The sequence below is a fragment of the Streptomyces sp. NPDC053432 genome, assembly GCF_055585365.1.
The window spans coordinates 206,832-224,153 of sequence record NZ_JBVJKF010000005.1 but is presented as its reverse complement, the minus strand read 5'-3'; the positions used below and the strand labels follow the sequence as shown (position 1 = coordinate 224,153).

The following is a 17,322-nucleotide window of genomic DNA, read 5'->3' as shown; positions in this document are numbered from 1 at the left end:
CAGCACGGATGTGCGATGCTCGGCGACGTGGAGACCAGATCTGTCAGCCCGGTGTTCGTCGGCCGCGCCGACGAACTGGCCGTACTCACCGACGCATTGACACGAGCCGCGGGCCACGAGCCGCAGGCGATGCTCATCGGGGGAGAGGCAGGGGTCGGCAAGACCCGCCTCACGGAGGAGTTCCTCTGCGAGGCCGCCCGCCGCGGCGCGGTCGTCGCCGTCGGAGGCTGTGTGGAGATCGGGGCGGAGGGGCTTCCCTTCGCCCCGTTTTCGACCGCCCTGCGCAGCCTGCACCGCGCGCTCCCCGCAGAGCTGGCCGCCGCTGCCGCCGGCCAGGAGGACGAACTCGCCCGGATCCTCCCCGAACTCGGAGACACCCCGCGCGGCCCGCACGACGAGGAGAGCACCGCCCGGCTCTTCGAACTGACGGCCCGGATGCTGGAACGGCTCGCCGCCGACCACACCGTCGTCCTCGTCCTGGAGGACCTGCACTGGGCGGACGCCTCCACCCGGCACCTGCTCTCCTACCTCTTCCGCACCCTCGCCGGCGGCCGGCTCGTCGTGGTCGCCACCTACCGCGCGGACGACGTCCACCGCCGCCACCCCCTGCGCCCGCTCCTCGCCGAACTGGACCGGCTCCGCACCGTCCAGCGCATCGAGCTGCCCCGCTTCAACCGCGCCGAGGTACGCCGCCAGCTCGCGGGCATCCTCGCCTCGCAGCCCGACGAGGACTTCGTCGACTCCGTCTTCGAGCGCTCCGACGGCAACGCCTTCTTCGTCGAGGAACTCGTCGCCTCCCACGAGAGCGGATGCCGCGCCGGGCTCACCGAATCCCTGCGCGACCTGCTCCTCGTCCGCGTCGAGGTCCTTCCCGACGAGGCCCAGCGCGTGGTCCGCCTCGTCGCCGAGGGCGGATCCACCGTCGAGTACCCGCTCCTGCGCGCCGTCGCCGGGCTGGGCGAGGACGCGCTGATCGAGGCGCTGCGGGCCGCCGTCGGAGCCAACATCCTGCTCGCCACGCCCGACGGCGACGGCTACCGCTTCCGCCACTCGCTGGTCCGGGAAGCCGTCAGCGACGACCTGTTGCCCGGCGAACGCGCCCGCGTCAACCGCCGCTACGCCGAGGCCGTGGAGGCCGACGACTCGCTGATCCGCGCCGAGGAGCGGGTCATCCGGCTGGCCAGCTACTGGTACCAGGCCAACGATCCCTCCCGGGCGCTGCCGGCCGTACTGGCCGCCTCCGTGGCCGCCCGCCGCCGGCACGCCTACTCCGAGCAGCTGCGCCTGCTGGAGCGCGCGATGGATCTGTGGGACAGCGTCCCGGAGCAGGTCCGAGAGGCGCTCCGCCCCGCGGACTACACCGATGTGTACCCGCCGTGCGGCTGCGACCCGGCCACCCCGCTCCAGCGCCTCGACCTGCTGGCCGAGGCGACCGTGGCGGCCCGCTACGGCGGCGAACGGGAACGAGCCCTGAAGTTCTGCAAGACGGCCGCGCGCATGCTGGAAGACGGACACGACCCGCTGCGGGCCGCCTGGTTCTGGACCGAGCGCTCCCGGCTCGTCGCGGGGCTCGGGCGGGGCGACGGCTGGGACGAGATCGCCAAGGCGCAGGAACTGGTGCAGGGGCTGCCCCCGTCCCAGGTGCACGCCGAGGTCCTCGTCCGGGCCGCGGGCTGGGGCATGCTCCACGATCCCGGCCCCGGCAACATCGTCGCCGCCGAACGCGCCGTCGAGTACGCGCGGATGGTCGGCGCCGAGGACATCGAGCTCAACGCGCGGATCACAGTCGGCAGCCTGCTCACCGACTCCGGTGACCGCGAACGGGGCCTCGCCGAGATCCAGGCGGTCAGGGAACGGGCCACGGAACTCGGCCTCATCGCGCTCGCGGGACGTGCACATATCAATCTCACCTCTCAGCTGGAAGGACTGGGCCGGTCCCGCGAAGCCGTGGAACTGGCGGAACAAGGGGCCGAACTGGTCAGGAGGTCCCGGCTGCTGGACGCCGAGTCCTGGATCCGCGGCAACATGGCGGAGAGCCTGTACAGCCTCGGCCGGTGGGACGAGGCAGCGGAGGCCGCCCAGCGGGCCCTGCGCGTCGGGCAGAGCGCGAGCCCCCGCGGCTCGGCGGCGGCCCGGCTCGCCTACCTGGCGCTGGGCCGGGGCGAGTTGACGGAAGCGGCCCAGCAGCTGGCCGCCGCCCACGCCCACTTCGGCACCCACGACATCCAGCCCCAGCACCGGATACCGCTCTACCACCTGGCGGTCGGCGTCGCCGCGGGGGAGGGCCGCATCGCCGACGTCCGGGCCGAGACGGCCGCCGCCGTCGCCTACGGGTTCCCGCTCGGGCACCACCGCTACGGCTGGCCGATGCTGCTGGCCTCCGCCACCGCGGAGGCGGACGCCCGGGGACTCCCGGCGGCCGAACCCGGCCGGAAAGCCGCGCTCGACCTCCTGCGCCAGGCCGCCCGCCACCTGTCGACCCCGGCCCCGGTGTGGTGCGCCCACGCCGAGTACGTCCGCGTCGAACTGCTGCGGGCCGAAGCCCGGGACACCGTCGCCGACTGGACCGCGGTCGAGGAGGCCGTCCGCCCGCTGGAACGCCCGTACCTGCTGGCGAGCGCCCGCCACCAGCTCGCCGAGGCCGTCCTGGCCTCCGGCGGCGACCGGGCGCCCGTGACCGCCCTGCTACGCGAGGCCCACGCCACCGCGAACCGGCTCGGCTCACGGCGCCTGCGCGAGGACCTGGCCCTGCTCGCCCAGCGTGCCCGGCTCCCCCTCACCGCGGCCGACACGCTCCCGGCCACCCCCGCACCGCCCGCCGACCCCGTCGAGGCGCTCGGCCTCACCAGCCGCGAACGGGACGTACTGCGCCTGGTGGCGGCCGGCAGCACCAACCGCAAGATCGCCGAGGAGCTCTTCATCTCCCCGAAGACGGCGAGCGTCCACGTATCGAACATCCTGGCCAAGCTGGGCGTCGCGGGCCGCGGCGAGGCCGCCGCCCTCGCCCACCGGCTGAGGCTCTTCGCCCCACCCGTGCCGGTCAGTGCCCGGACGGAGGCTCCTCTTCGAGGCGTATGAGCACCCTGCCGGAGTCCAGGTCTATCGGACCCCGTCCCGGGTCGCCGTCACCGACGTCGACCCGGGACAGCTCCAGCCGCTTCTTCTCCTCGTCCGAGTGTCTGCGGCCCGGGTTGAACAGCTCCTCGATCATGTTGAACACCGTGCCCACCGTGCCTTCCCCGCCGGTCCGGGCCTGCGCCGGGGCCGGCTACTGCACCGTCAGTGTCAGGATCCTGTCGTCGCCCGCCTCCGGCGACCCGCGGCCATCGGTCTCGCTCGTGACCAGCAGCAATCTGTCACCGCCGAGTGCCACCACCGTGCGCAGACGACCGTACTTCCCCTCCAGGAACGCCTCGGGTGCCGCGCTCGGTTCCGCACCGGCCAGAGGGATGCGCCACAGCCGCTCGCCCTTCAGACCGGCCATCCATATCGAACCCTGAGCCCATGCGATCCCGCTCGGCGAGGCCTCGTCCGTCCGCCAGACCGCCACCGGATCCCGCATCCCCGGTCTGCCCGCCTTGCCCTCCGCCTCCGGCCAGCCGTAGTTCGCGCCGGGCTCGACGAGATTCAGCTCGTCCCACGTGTTCTGCCCGAACTCGGCGGCCCACAGACGCTTGTCCTTGTCCCAGGCGAGGCCCTGCACATTGCGGTGCCCGTAGGAATAGACGACCGAATCGGCATCCGGATTCCCGTGCACCGGCTTCCCGTCCGGCGTCATCCGCAGGATCTTGCCGCCCAGGGACTTCTTGTCCTGGGCGAGCGTGCCGTCTCCGGTCTCGCCCGTCCCGGCGTAGAGCATCTTGTCCGGGCCGAAGGCGATCCGGCCGCCGTTGTGGATCGACCCTCTGGGGATGCCCCGCAGCACCGTGTCCGGAGCGCCCAGCTGCTGACCGGGGGCTCTGTGCTCGTCATAGCGCATCCGCGCGATGCGGTTGTCGGACTCGGTCGTGAAGTACGCGTACACCAGCCGGTCCGAGGCGAACGAGGGCGACAGCGCGAGGCCCAGCAGCCCGCCCTCCCCGCCCGGCGCCACCCCAGGCACCTCACCGATCTCCGTCACCGTGCCCGAGCCCACCGAGACCCTGCTGATCGTCCCCTTGTCCCGCGAGGCCACCAGCAGATCCCCGTCGGGCAGCGGGGCCACGCCCCACGGACTCCCCAGTCCCTTGGCGGTCTCCCCGGTGACCGTCACCGACCCCTTCGCCGGAGGACCGGAAACCGCCGGCGAGCCGGACGGGCTCCCCGACGGGCCCGATGACCCCGGGCCCGCGGCCGTCGCACCCGGTGGGGAGCCGCTCGGCCCCGCTCCCGCACCGCCCGGAGGCGAGCACCCGGCGGCCAGCAGAGCACCGCACCCGGCCGCCGCGACCGCCGCCACCACGCTCCGGCGCCGCGCGCCCCCGCCCCCGTACTTCCCGGCTCCGTATCGCATCGCCCTGCTCCCCTCCCGTGCCCCACTCGTGCCCTACACCTGTCTCAACAGCTCCGGCCGTATCCCGAGTTCCGCCCCTCGTACACTCGATCGAGTGGTTGTCGAGCCGTCCGCGGAGAGCCGTCAGTCCCAGGCTCCCACCGCCGCGGGCAGCGCCGCGATCTCCGCCAGGTCCGCCGCCGAGAGCCGGAGCTCCGCCGCCCGCGCGTTCTCCTCCGCCCAGTGCGCCCGGTCCGCCCCCGGCACCGGCACCACCTGCGGCCCCTGCGCCAGCACCCATGCCAGCGCCACCTGCGCCGCGGTGACCCCGGCCCCGTGCCGCAGCGCCACCCGCCGCAGGCCCGCCACCAGCCCCTGGTTCGACGCCATCGCGTGCGCCGTGAACCGGGGATGCCTGGCCCGCACGTCCTGCGACTCGAAACCCTCGCCCGGCGTCAGCGTCCCCGTGAGGAAGCCGCTGCCCAGCGGCATCGCCGCCAGGAACCCCACCCCGCGCGCCGCACACCACGGCAGGAGCTGCCACGCGGCCTGCGGCGACCACACCGACAGCTCCGCCTGCACCGCGCTCACCGGGAAGACCTGCTGCGCCCGCTCCAGGTGCGCCAGCGTCGTCCCGTACGCCCGGTCCCCGCGCCGCCCCGCCCCCGGCCCGGCCCCCGCGCCCAGCGCGCAGAACCCCAGCGCCCGCACCTTCCCCGCACCCACCAGCTCCGCCATCGCCCCCCAGGTCTCCTCCACGGGCACCTCCGGATCCACCCGGTGCAACTGGTAGAGGTCTATGACGTCGGTCCGCAGCCGCCGCAGCGAGGCGTCGCACGCCCGCCGCAGATAGCCGGGCCGCCCGTCGGCCACCACGTGCTGATCACCCGCGCGCAGCCCCACCTTCGCCGACACGAACGCCTCGGCGCGGCGCTCCCGCAGCACCCGCCCCAGCAGCAGCTCATTGGTGAACGGCCCGTACACGTCGGCGGTGTCCAGCAGGTTCGACCCCAGGTCGAGCGCGGTGTGCACGGCGGCCAGCGATTCCTGCCCCCGCCGCCGCGAAGGCGCGTACGCCCAGCTCATCGGCATGCAGCCGAGGCCCACGGCCCCCACCGCCAGCGCCCCCGCCCCGATCGACCTGCGCTCCACCCCTGGGTCCCCCTCCCGCTCCGGCAAACAAACTAACGGCTTGATCGCGAAGGCTTGGCATAGCCTCGTGATCATGACCTCAAAGACCGGGGACGTCTGGCTCCCCTTCCCCGCCGACGAGATCGCCGGCCTGCCCGACTCCTTGCGCTACCGCCTCTGGGACGGCGAGGAGGCCTTCCCGGCCGACCCGGCCGACTGCGTCTTCTACGTGACCCCGTACATGAAGTCCGCCGCGGTCACCGTGCGCCCCCTCGCGGCGATGCCGGCCCTGGAGGTCGTGCAGACCCTGACCGCGGGCATCGACCACGTGCTGGGCGGCCTCGGCGACCTGCGCCCCGGGGTACGTCTGTGCAACGCCGTCGGGGTCCACACGGCCAGCACGGCCGAGCTCGCCCTCGCCCTGACGCTCGCCTCGCTGCGCGGCATCCCCGGCATGGTCCGCGGCCAGGACCGCGAGGAGTGGCGCGGCGGCTTCTACGAGGCCCTCGCGGACAAGTCCGTCCTGATCGTCGGCTACGGATCGATCGGCTCGGCCGTCGAGGACCGCCTCGTGCCGTTCGAGTGCGGGCCGGTCACCCGCGTCGCCCGCACCGCGCGGAGCACGCCGCGCGGCCCCGTCCACGCCATCGCCGACCTGCCGGGACTCCTGCCCGCGGCGGACGTGGTGATCCTCGTGACGCCGCTCACCGACGCCACCAGGGGCCTGGCCGGCGCCGAGTTCCTGAGCCGCATGAAGGACGGCGCCCTGCTGGTCAACGTCGCGCGCGGCCCGGTCGTCGACACGAAGGCCCTGCTGGCCGAGGTGGAGTCGGGGCGGCTGCACGCCGCGCTCGACGTCACCGACCCGGAACCGCTGCCGGCCGGCCACCCGCTCTGGCATGCTCCGAACGTCCTGATCACCCCTCATGTGGGGGGCAGCAGCTCGGCGTTCGAACCCCGGGCCAAGCGCCTGCTGGCGCGTCAGCTCGGCCGGTTCGCCGCCGGGGAGCCCGTGGAGCACACGGTGCTGATCACCGAGTGACCCCGGGTGCGCCCCAGGCGCCCCCGCGCCCCGCGCCCGCGCCCCCGCGTGCGCGCGGAGGCGCAGAGGCTCCACAACTCCCGTATCGGTGACGGAGAGTAGAGAACCTATGTCGCTGAGTGACGAAAGTGGTGTATCGTCCGGAAGAAGGGGCTGCGCCACGAACGTCTGGCGCTGGGGAGTGATCGGACACTTTGGGGGGCGACGGGCGATGCACGGCCAATGGACGAAGGATCCGATGCGGCAGAGCCGCCGGAGGCGACGCTGCCGGGACTGGGCTGCACCGGAACCAGCGGGCGAGGGGGAGCGGTGAGTGCCCCGGGGGCGGCGCTCCTGAACCGGCCTCCCGTCCCGCAGGGCGGAGGCGGCCGGGTGGTGGCCGTCCAAGTGCTCCTGGCCGTGGTGTGGTGCGGCTACGCGGTGGGTGCGGGCTTCGGCTGGGGCAGCGCCGAACTCGCCGACACCATGGGCGACTTCGGCCTCGCCGCCGCGGCCTTCGTGGCCGCCGGATCCTGCTACCAGTACGCGCGCACCCATGCGAACCGAGACCGGCTCGCCTGGGTGCTCTTTGCTCTCTCGTCCCTGATGTCGGCCTGCGGCAACACCGTCTGGGGCTGGTACGAGGTCGTCGTCCACGAGCCGATGCCCAGCCCGTCCCCGGCCCAGTTCTTCTTCCTCTGCTTCGCGCCGCCCGCCATCGTGGGCCTGCTCGTCCTCGCCAAGCGGCCCGTCACCCGGGCGGGCTGGGTCTGCCTGGCCCTCGACTCCTGGCTGATCGCCGGCTCGTTGCTCACGCTCTCCTGGAGCCTGGCCCTCGCGAAGGCGGCCCGCTCGCACGGCGCCGGCAGCGTCCCGGGGGCCGCGCTCGAACTCGCCTACCCGCTGTTAGACATCGCGCTCGTCTCCATGGTGCTCGTCCTGCACTTCCGGCGCTCCGCGACCAACCGCTCCGCCATCAACACCGCCATCGCGGCTCTCGCCCTGACCGTGCTCTGCGACGCCATCTTCACCTCGCCGCTGCTGAAGGAGACCTACCGCTCCGGGCAGCTCCTCGACGCAGGCTGGTTCGCCGGATCCCTGCTGCTCGCCTACGCGCCCTGGGGAGCCCGCCGGATCGGCGCCGTCCACGAGCCCGTGGAGCCGCGCGGCCCGCGCCCCGTCAGCCGCCCGATCGCCCGGTCGCTGCCGGCCCTCACCCCGTACCTCGCCGCCGCCGTCTGCACGCTGGGCATCCTCTACAACGTGCTGGAGAGCCGCAGCGTCGACAAGGTCGTCGTCGTCACCGGCTGCACGGTCGTGCTCGCCCTCGTCATCCGGCAGGGCATCATGCTGCTCGACAACATCGCCCTGACCCAGGAACTGGCCCAGAAGGAGAACCACTTCCGCTCCCTGGTCCAGGGCTCCAGCGACGTCATCATGATCGCCGCGCCCACCGGCACCCTGCGCTACGTCAGCCCCGCCGCCGCCGGGGTCTACGGCCGCGACGCCGAGGCGCTGGTCGGTACCGAACTCGCCGCGCTGATCCACCCCGACGACCTCGGCCGGGTGGTCCACGAGGTGCGCCGGTTCCTCGCCGCACCCCCCGCCGAAGAGCCCACCACCCGCATCGAGTGCCGCTTCAAATCGGGCACCGGCGAATGGCTCAACGTGGAGTCCACCGTCAACCGCCACCAGGGCGGGCTCATCCTCAACAGCCGGGACGTCACCGAGCGGGTCCGGCTCCAGGCGCAGCTCCAGCACAGCGCCGAGCACGATCCGCTGACCGACCTGCCCAACCGGGCCCTCTTCACCCGCCGCGTCCGCCAGGCGCTGACCGGCCGCCGGGCGGGGGACCACAGCACCGCCGTGCTCTTCATCGACCTCGACGGCTTCAAGGCGGTCAACGACACCATCGGCCACCAGGCCGGCGACGAACTGCTCGTCGAGGCCGCGCGCAGGCTCCAGGACTCGGTGCGCGCCGGGGACACCGCCGCCCGCCTCGGCGGCGACGAGTTCGCCGCGCTGATCCTCGGCGACGGGAGCCGCGACCGCAGCGCCCGCGAGTACCAGGTCCACGAGATCGCGGACCGGCTGCGCACCACCCTCTCCCAGCCGTACCGGATCGGGAGCAGCGAGGTCCGGGTCGCCGCGAGCATCGGCGTGGCCTTCGCGGACCCCGGCATCACCCCTTCGGACCTGATGCGCAACGCGGATCTCGCGATGTACCGGGCCAAGGCCGGCGGCAAGGACCGCGTGGAGCTGTACGCCCCCCAGATGCAGGCCGAGGTCGTCCGCAAGGCCGAGCAGGCGGGACGGCTGCGGACCGCGCTGCACGAGGGGGAGTTCGCCCTGCTGCACCAGCCCGTGGTCTCGCTGGCCACCGGCGAGATCGCCGCGGTGGCCGCGCAGGCCCGCTGGCGCTCGGCGCAGGGGATCCTCTTCACCCCCGCGGAATTCCTCCGGGTCGCCGAGTACAGCGAGGGTGCCTCGGGGGCCGCCGCCGGTCAGGACGCCTCGCGCACCGCGGAGCTGGGGCGCTGGCTGCTGGAGCAGGCCGTGGAGGTGGCCGGCGACCGGTACCGCGCCGGGCACGACGTACCCGTGGTCGTACGGATGACCGCCCAGCGGCTACTGGACCGCGCCATGCCGCTGGGATCGGTCGAGGCTCTGCTGACCAGGCACGGGCTGCCCTCCGGGGCCCTCGTCCTGGAGCTGGCCGTCTCCGACCCCAGGGTGCCGTTCGACGATCTGGAGCGCCGTCTGACGGCCTTGCACCGGCTCGGTGTGGGAATCGCCCTGGACGGCTTCGGGAGCGGCTACGCGGCCATCAGCGCCCTGCGCCGGCTGCCCGTGGACCTGCTCAAGCTGGACCGCGGCCTGGTCGAGGGCGTCGTCGAGTCCTCCCGCCTGCACAAGATCACCGCGGGGCTCCTGAGGATCGCGAACGATCTCGGCATGCGGTCGGTGGCCGACGGCGTGGACCTGCCCGAGCAGGTGATGGCCCTGCGTGCCATGGGCTGCACCCACGGCCAGGGAATGGCCTTCTCGGGGCCACTGGACGAGTACCGGCTGCGCCGCGCGCTCGTGCGAGGTACGTTCCCAGTACCGGGCGGAGCGGTCCAGCCGGCCCTGGCCGGTGGCTCCACCGCGGGCTCCATGGTCATCCACAGAGGCTCACATAATGAGACGGCCGTCCCACCTACTTGACATCAGCCTCCCGCCGGAGGGAAGGTCGGTGCCATGCGCACCCGAATTCTCGTACTTGGAAAGCGCGTCGGCTGAAGCCGGGACCAGCATGTCCCCGCTGAACGCACCCGACGCGCTCCCCTCGCTTGCCCACCGGCACGAGGGGTTTTTTGTTGCACTGGCACAGAGCCGACTCCCGTAAAACCCTCAGCTTCGAGAAGAGAATGCCGATGACCGAGCAGGCCACCGGGGCCCACCATCCGCAGCCGCGGCCCCGTTCCGGAGGACAGCAGTCCGCCGCAGTTGAGCACGTCACGGGTGCGCAGTCCCTCATCCGCTCTCTCGAAGAGGTGGGGTGCGACACCGTTTTCGGCATCCCGGGCGGCTGCATCCTCCCGGCGTACGACCCGATGATGGACAGCAAGAAGGTCCGTCACATCCTGGTCCGCCACGAGCAGGGCGCGGGGCACGCGGCGACCGGTTACGCGCAGGCCACCGGGAAGGTCGGCGTGTGCATGGCGACGTCGGGTCCGGGCGCCACCAACCTGGTGACCCCGATCGCGGACGCGCACATGGACTCGGTGCCGCTGGTCGCGATCACGGGTCAGGTCTCGTCCAAGGCGATCGGTACGGACGCCTTCCAGGAGGCGGACATCGTCGGCATCACGATGCCGATCACCAAGCACAACTTCCTGGTCACCAGGGCGGGGGACATCGCGAAGACGATCGCGGAGGCGTTCCACATCGCCTCGACCGGCCGTCCGGGCCCGGTCCTGGTCGACATCGCGAAGGACGCCCTCCAGGCGCAGACCACCTTCTCCTGGCCGCCCAGCCAGGACCTGCCCGGCTACCGGCCGGTCACCAAGCCGCACGCCAAGCAGATCCGCGAGGCGGCCAAGATGATCGCGGCCGCCAGGCGTCCGGTCCTCTACGTCGGCGGCGGTGTGATGAAGGCCGGCGCCAGCGCCGAGCTGAAGGTCCTCGCCGAGCTCACCGGTCTGCCGGTCGTCACGACCCTGATGGCTCTGGGCACGATCCCGGACAGCCACCCGCAGAACCTCGGCATGCCGGGCATGCACGGCTCGGTCACCGCCGTCACCGCCCTGCAGAAGTCGGACCTGCTGGTCGCTCTCGGTACCCGCTTCGACGACCGTGTCACGGGCAAGCTGGACAGCTTCGCCCCCTTCGCCAAGGTGATCCACGCGGACATCGACCCGGCGGAGATCGGCAAGAACCGTGCGGTGGACGTTCCGATCGTCGGCGACGCCCGCGAGGTCATCGCCGACCTGATCCAGGCCGTCCAGGCCGAGATCACCGAGGGCAACACGGGCGACTACGCCGCCTGGTGGAACGACCTCAACCGCTGGCGCGAGACCTATCCCCTGGGGTACGACCTGCCCGAGGACGGCAGCCTGTCGCCGCAGCAGGTCATCGAGCGGATCGGCCGGCTGGCGCCGAAGGGCACCATCTACGCGGCGGGCGTGGGCCAGCACCAGATGTGGGCCTCGCACTTCGTGAACTACGAGGAGCCGCGTACCTGGCTGAACTCGGGTGGCGCCGGAACGATGGGCTACGCGGTCCCGGCCGCGATGGGTGCCAAGGTCGGCATGCCGGACCGTACGGTCTGGGCGATCGACGGCGACGGCTGTTTCCAGATGACCAATCAGGAACTGGCCACCTGCGCGCTGAACAACATCCCGATCAAGATCGCGATCATCAACAACGGTGCGCTGGGCATGGTCCGCCAGTGGCAGACCCTGTTCTACAACCAGCGGTACTCCAACACCGTCCTGCACGCGGACGACACCGGCCACGACACCGTCGGCTCCCAGCTCGGCGAGTCCGCCGCGCCGCGCATGGGCACCCGTGTTCCGGACTTCGTGAAGCTGTCCGAGGCGATGGGCTGCGTGGCGCTGCGCTGTGAGGACCCGGCCGACCTGGACAAGGTCATCGCCGAGGCCAACGCGATCAACGACCGCCCGGTCGTGGTCGACTTCATCGTCCACGAGGACGCCATGGTGTGGCCGATGGTCGCCGCCGGCACCTCCAACGACGAGGTCATGGCCGCGCGGGGCGTCCGTCCCGACTTCGGCGACAACGAAGACGACTGAGCCGAGAGAGCCGAGAGAGAGAACGCCTCACATGTCCAAGCACACGCTCTCCGTCCTGGTCGAGAACACGCCCGGCATCCTCGCCCGGATCGCCGCGCTGTTCTCCCGCCGCGGGTTCAACATCGACTCCCTCGCGGTCGGTGTCACGGAGCACCCCGACATCTCCCGCATCACCATCGTCGTGAATGTCGAGGACCTCCCGCTCGAGCAGGTGACCAAGCAGCTCAACAAGCTGGTCAACGTGCTCAAGATCGTCGAGCTGGAGCCGCACAACGCCATCGAGCGCGAACTCGTTCTGGTGAAGGTCCGCGCAGACAACGAGACCCGCTCCCAGATCATCGAGATCGTCCAGCTGTTCCGCGCCAAGACGGTCGACGTCTCCCCGGAGGCCGTCACCATCGAGGCCACCGGCGGTGCCGACAAGCTCGGCGCGATGCTCAAGATGCTGGAGCCCTTCGGCATCAAGGAGCTCGTCCAGTCCGGCACGATCGCCATAGGGCGTGGCGGACGGTCCATCACGGACCGCAGCCTGCGGGCGCTCGACCGCACCGCCTGACGCGTCGACACGGCACGTTCGCATAGCGAGACCGAAAACTCAGATTCCGTTCCCCGCCGTACGGTGGGTGCAACACCAGCGCACCAAGGAGATATCCCAGTGGCCGAGCTGTTCTACGAGAACGACGCCGACCTGTCCATCATCCAGGGCCGCAAGGTCGCGGTCATCGGTTACGGCAGCCAGGGCCACGCCCACGCGCTGTCGCTCCGTGACTCCGGCGTCGACGTCGTCGTCGGCCTGAAGGAAGGCTCGAAGTCCAAGGCGAAGGCCGAGGAGCAGGGCCTGAAGGTCCTCCCCGTGGCCGAGGCCGCCGCGTGGGCGAACGTCATCATGATCCTGACCCCGGACCCGCTCCAGGCCGAGATTTACGAGGAGTCGATCAAGGAGCACCTGCAGGAGGGCGACGCGCTCTTCTTCGGCCACGGCTTCAACGTCCGCTACGGCTTCATCAAGCCCCCGGCCAACGTGGACGTCGCCCTCGTCGCGCCGAAGGGCCCGGGCCACCTGGTCCGCCGCCAGTACGAGGAAGGCCGCGGCGTGCCCTGCATTGCCGCCGTGGAGCAGGACTTCTCCGGCAACGCCTTCGCCCTGGCCCTGTCGTACGCGGCCGGTATCGGCGGCACCCGTGCCGGTGTCATCAAGACCACCTTCACCGAGGAGACCGAGACCGACCTGTTCGGTGAGCAGGCCGTCCTCTGCGGTGGTGCCTCCGCGCTGGTCAAGGCCGGTTTCGAGACGCTGACCGAGGCGGGCTACCAGCCGGAGATCGCGTACTTCGAGTGCCTGCACGAGCTGAAGCTCATCGTCGACCTGATGTACGAGGGCGGCCTGGAGAAGATGCGCTGGTCGGTCTCCGAGACCGCCGAGTGGGGCGACTACATCACCGGCCCGCGCGTCATCACCGACGCCACCAAGGCCGAGATGAAGAAGGTCCTGGAGGAGATCCAGTCCGGCAAGTTCGCCGAGGAGTGGATGGCCGAGTACAAGGCGGGTCTGCCCAAGTACAACGAGTACAAGAAGGCCGACTCCGAGCACCTGCTCGAGACCACCGGCAAGAAGCTCCGCAAGCTCATGAGCTGGGTCGACAGCGACGAGAGCTGATCGGCTGAATGGCGGGGCCGGGACACTGCGTCCCGGCCCCGCCGCGCATCACCGGACGGGCCGTGAGGCCCCGGCTTGTCCAACGCGGCCAACCACGGACGGGTGATCCTTCCGTACAGGCGGAAATCCGGTCCGCCGTCGCCACTACACTGCTCAACACATACGCGTCAGGCCCACAGTGTCGTGCGTCTTCCACGCGGCTACCCCCTCCACCGCCTGCGGCCGTCGGGACGGCCGTCCGCACTGGACTTGTGAGGATGACCCACGTGAGCTCGAAACCTGTCGTACTCATCGCCGAAGAGCTGTCGCCCGCGACCGTCGAGGCGCTCGGCCCGGACTTCGAGATCCGGCACTGCAACGGCGCGGACCGCGCCGAGCTGCTGCCCGCGATCGCCGACGTCGACGCGATCCTCGTGCGCTCCGCCACCAAGGTCGACGCCGAGGCCATCGCCGCGGCCAAGAAGCTCAGGGTCGTCGCCCGTGCCGGCGTCGGTCTGGACAACGTGGACGTCTCCGCCGCCACCAAGGCCGGCGTGATGGTCGTCAACGCCCCGACCTCGAACATCGTGACGGCCGCCGAGCTCGCCTGCGGCCTGCTCGTCGCCACCGCCCGCAACATCCCGCAGGCCAACACCGCTCTGAAGAACGGCGAGTGGAAGCGGAACAAGTACACCGGCGTCGAGCTCAGCGAGAAGACCCTCGGTGTCGTCGGCCTCGGCCGCATCGGCGTCCTGGTCGCCCAGCGCATGTCGGCCTTCGGCATGAAGATCGTCGCGTACGACCCCTACGTGCAGCCCGCGCGCGCCGCCCAGATGGGCGTCAAGATGCTGGCCCTGGACGAGCTCCTCGAGGTCGCCGACTTCATCACCGTGCACCTGCCCAAGACCCCCGAGACCCTCGGTCTCATCGGGAACGAGGCGCTGCACAAGGTGAAGCCGTCCGTCCGCATCGTCAACGCCGCCCGCGGCGGGATCGTGGACGAGGCCGCGCTGTACTCGGCCATCAAGGAGGGCCGCGTCGCCGGCGCCGGCCTCGACGTGTACGCGAAGGAGCCCTGCACGGACTCCCCGCTCTTCGAGCTCGACCAGGTCGTCTGCACCCCGCACCTCGGCGCGTCCACGGACGAGGCCCAGGAGAAGGCCGGCATCGCGGTCGCCAAGTCCGTGCGCCTCGCGCTCGCGGGCGAGCTCGTGCCGGACGCGGTCAACGTCCAGGGCGGTGTCATCGCCGAGGACGTCCGTCCGGGTCTGCCCCTCGCCGAGAAGCTCGGCCGCATCTTCACCGCCCTCGCGGGCGAGGTCGCGGTCCGCCTCGACGTCGAGGTCTGCGGCGAGATCACCCAGCACGACGTGAAGGTGCTCGAACTCTCGGCGCTCAAGGGCGTCTTCGAGGACGTCGTCGACGAGACGGTCTCCTACGTCAACGCCCCGCTGTTCGCGCAGGAGCGCGGCGTCGAGGTGCGGCTGACCACCAGCTCTGAGTCTCCGGACCACCGCAACGTGGTCACCGTCCGCGGCACCCTCTCGGACGGTCAGGAGGTCTCGGTCTCCGGCACGCTGGCGGGCCCGAAGCACCTGCAGAAGATCGTGGGCGTCGGCGAGTACGACGTGGACCTGGCGCTCGCCGACTTCATGGTCGTGCTGCGCTACACCGACCGCCCGGGTGTGGTCGGCAAGGTCGGTCAGCTGCTCGGCGAGGCGGGTCTGAACATCGCGGGCATGCAGGTCGCCCGTGCCGAGGAGCACGGTGAGGCGCTGGCCGTCCTCACGGTCGACGCCGAGGTTCCGGCGAACGTCCTCGCGGACATCGCGGCCGAGATCGGCGCCGTTTCCGCGCGCACCGTCAGCCTGGGCTGACCGGTACCAGGCACGGAGAAGGGCCCGGGGGACTTCCCTCGGGCCCTTCTCCGTGTTCGGTCGGCCGTAGGTCGGGGCGGGTCCGGGTCCCTGCGGGGCTTGTCCCCTACCCGCCCTCCCACCGTTCCCCGGGGCTCCGCCCCGGACCCCGCGTCTCAAGCGCCGGCGGGGCTGGAGGGTGGGGGCTCCGGCCCGGGTCCCGCGCGTCAAGCGCCGGCGGAGGTGGAGGGTGGGGGCTCCGGCCCGGGTCCCGCGCCTCAAACGCCGGCGGGGCTGGAGGGGCGCCCGGCGGGGCTGGATACGTCCGTCGGGGTCGGGGTGGCGATGGGTCGCAGCAGGGTTGCGGCGAGGAGGGCCGCTCCGAGCAGCAGCGTGGTGCCGGTCCAGGCCGCGTACTGCATTCCGTGGACGAAGGCCTCCCGGGCCAGGGCCAGCAGCTGGCCGCCCGCCTCCCCGCCGATCCGGTGGGCGACGGCCACGGCTCCGCCCAGGGTCTCCCGGGCGGCCGGGTCGGCGGCGGCGAGGTCGCCGCGGTAGACCGCGGTGCCCAGGCTGCCCAGGACCGCCATGCCCAGGGCGCCACCGAACTCCTGGCCGGTCTCCAGCAGGGAGGCGGCGGAACCGGCCTTCTCGGCTGGGGCCGAGGCGAGCGCCATGTCGGAGACCAGGGACATCACGGTGACGATGCCCGAGGCCAGCACCCCGGCACCCGCCAGCAGCAGCCACAGCGAGTCGGTGCCCAGCAGCGTCATCAGGGCGAATCCGGCGGCGGCGAGGACGAAGCCGCCCGCGACGACGAATGCCCGGTCCACCTTCTGGGCCAGGGCCGCGGAGACCGGGGCCGCGGCGCCGATGACGACCGACGGGGCCAGGCTCCACAGGGCGGCCTCCAGGGTGCCCATGCCGAGTACGGACTGCAGGTACTGGGTGGTGAAGTACGCCGAGCCCATCATGGCGAAGGCGGCGATCGTGTTGAGGCCGACGCCGGCGCCGAAGCCGCGGCCCCGGAACAGCGCCCTGGCGACCATCGCGTCCTCACGGGTGCGCTGACGGCGGACGAAGACATATCCGAAGGCCAGGCCGGCGAGCAGGCACCCGAGACGCAGGGGCTCGAAGCCCTCGGCGGCGATCTCCTTGAGCCCGTAGACCACGGGGAGCACGGCCGCCATGGACAACGGCACCGACAGCAGGTCGAAGCGGCCGGGGGCCGGGTCCATGAACTCGGGGACCAGTACGGGGACCAGGGCCAGCAGGAGCAGCATCGCGGGCACGTTGACGAGGAAGACGGAGCCCCACCAGAAGTGGTTCAGCATCACGCCGCTGAGCACCGAGCCGAGGGCGATCCCGCCGGTCATGGCCCCGGACCAGATGGCGATGGCCTTGCCGCGCTGCTGGTCGTCCTGGAAGAGGTTGCGGATCAGCGCGAGCGTGGAGGGCATCAGGGTGGCGCCCCCGATGCCGAGCAGCACGCGGGCCGCGATCAGCATCTCCGCGCTGGTGGCGTAGGCGGCGCCCGCCGAGGCGAGGCCGAAGGCGGTGGCACCGATCAGCAGCAGCCTGCGGCGGCCGATCCGGTCGCCGAGCGACCCCATGGTGATCAGCAGGCCGGCGAGGGCGAAGGCGTAACTGTCGAAGATCCACAGCTGCTGGGTGGCGCTCGGGTCAAGCTGCTCGGTGATGGCGGGGATGGCGAAGTAGAGGACGGAGACGTCCATCGAGACCAGGAGCAGGGGCAGCAGGAGGACCGTGAACGCGGTCCATTCGCGGCGGCCGGCGAGTCGCGCGGTGGCGCTGGGGTTCGTCATGAGGAGGAATGTACATTCGTCATAAACGGTTGTCTATGACGGATGTACATGACGCTTGTCTTGGACTTTCGTCTGTGACGTCCG

11 protein-coding genes are annotated in these 17,322 nt (G+C 71.7%); 7 read left to right on the top strand and 4 right to left on the bottom strand.

The window, feature by feature from the left end; genetic code table 11:
- The first annotated feature begins 15 nt into the window (after positions 1-15).
- A complete protein-coding gene (locus tag ACZ6Y1_RS11400; RefSeq protein WP_469626600.1) occupies positions 16-3,078 on the top strand; it encodes a helix-turn-helix transcriptional regulator in 3,063 nt (1,020 codons plus the stop codon).
- Here ACZ6Y1_RS11400 and ACZ6Y1_RS11395 read toward each other — a convergent pair.
- The 3 genes from ACZ6Y1_RS11395 to ACZ6Y1_RS11385 form a co-directional block, all read right to left on the bottom strand.
- A complete protein-coding gene (locus ACZ6Y1_RS11395; protein ID WP_469626140.1) occupies positions 3,041-3,229 on the bottom strand; it encodes a DUF6191 domain-containing protein in 189 nt (62 codons plus the stop codon). The genes ACZ6Y1_RS11400 and ACZ6Y1_RS11395 overlap by 38 nt on opposite strands.
- A 39-nt stretch (positions 3,230-3,268) precedes the next feature.
- Positions 3,269-4,492, bottom strand: a complete 1,224-nt coding sequence (locus ACZ6Y1_RS11390) for a PQQ-dependent sugar dehydrogenase (RefSeq protein ID WP_469626137.1) — start codon at positions 4,490-4,492, stop codon at positions 3,269-3,271.
- A gap of 123 nt (positions 4,493-4,615) precedes the next feature.
- On the bottom strand, positions 4,616-5,623 hold the full coding sequence (locus ACZ6Y1_RS11385; protein ID WP_469626133.1) for an aldo/keto reductase: 1,008 nt from the start codon (positions 5,621-5,623) through the stop codon (positions 4,616-4,618).
- A gap of 73 nt (positions 5,624-5,696) precedes the next feature.
- On the opposite strand from ACZ6Y1_RS11385, the gene ACZ6Y1_RS11380 reads away from it, so the two are divergent.
- The 6 genes from ACZ6Y1_RS11380 to serA all read left to right on the top strand — a co-directional run bounded on the left by ACZ6Y1_RS11380 (position 5,697) and on the right by serA (position 15,433).
- Entirely contained in the window at positions 5,697-6,644 is a 948-nt protein-coding gene (locus ACZ6Y1_RS11380) for a 2-hydroxyacid dehydrogenase (protein WP_469626130.1), read from the top strand.
- Between the two features lie 309 nt (positions 6,645-6,953).
- Positions 6,954-9,830, top strand: coding sequence for a putative bifunctional diguanylate cyclase/phosphodiesterase (locus ACZ6Y1_RS11375; RefSeq protein ID WP_469626126.1), 2,877 nt, complete (start codon positions 6,954-6,956; stop codon positions 9,828-9,830).
- 203 nt (positions 9,831-10,033) lie between these two features.
- Positions 10,034-11,920, top strand: a complete 1,887-nt coding sequence (locus ACZ6Y1_RS11370) for an acetolactate synthase large subunit (protein ID WP_469626598.1) — start codon at positions 10,034-10,036, stop codon at positions 11,918-11,920.
- A 31-nt stretch (positions 11,921-11,951) separates the two neighbouring features.
- Positions 11,952-12,476 carry an acetolactate synthase small subunit gene (gene ilvN / locus ACZ6Y1_RS11365; RefSeq protein WP_376656536.1) on the top strand — a complete coding sequence of 175 codons (525 nt, stop codon included), beginning with the start codon at positions 11,952-11,954 and terminating at the stop codon, positions 12,474-12,476.
- A gap of 99 nt (positions 12,477-12,575) precedes the next feature.
- Positions 12,576-13,577: a ketol-acid reductoisomerase gene (gene ilvC, locus ACZ6Y1_RS11360; RefSeq protein WP_469626122.1), complete on the top strand. Its 1,002-nt coding sequence runs from the start codon at positions 12,576-12,578 to the stop codon at positions 13,575-13,577.
- A gap of 266 nt (positions 13,578-13,843) precedes the next feature.
- Complete coding sequence (serA, locus tag ACZ6Y1_RS11355; protein WP_469626118.1) at positions 13,844-15,433, top strand: phosphoglycerate dehydrogenase; 1,590 nt, start codon at positions 13,844-13,846, stop codon at positions 15,431-15,433.
- Positions 15,434-15,690: 257 nt separating this feature from the next.
- Here the strand turns inward: serA and ACZ6Y1_RS11350 are convergent, their stop codons facing one another.
- On the bottom strand, positions 15,691-17,238 hold the full coding sequence (locus ACZ6Y1_RS11350; protein ID WP_469626115.1) for an MFS transporter: 1,548 nt from the start codon (positions 17,236-17,238) through the stop codon (positions 15,691-15,693).
- Positions 17,239-17,322 lie beyond the last annotated feature (84 nt).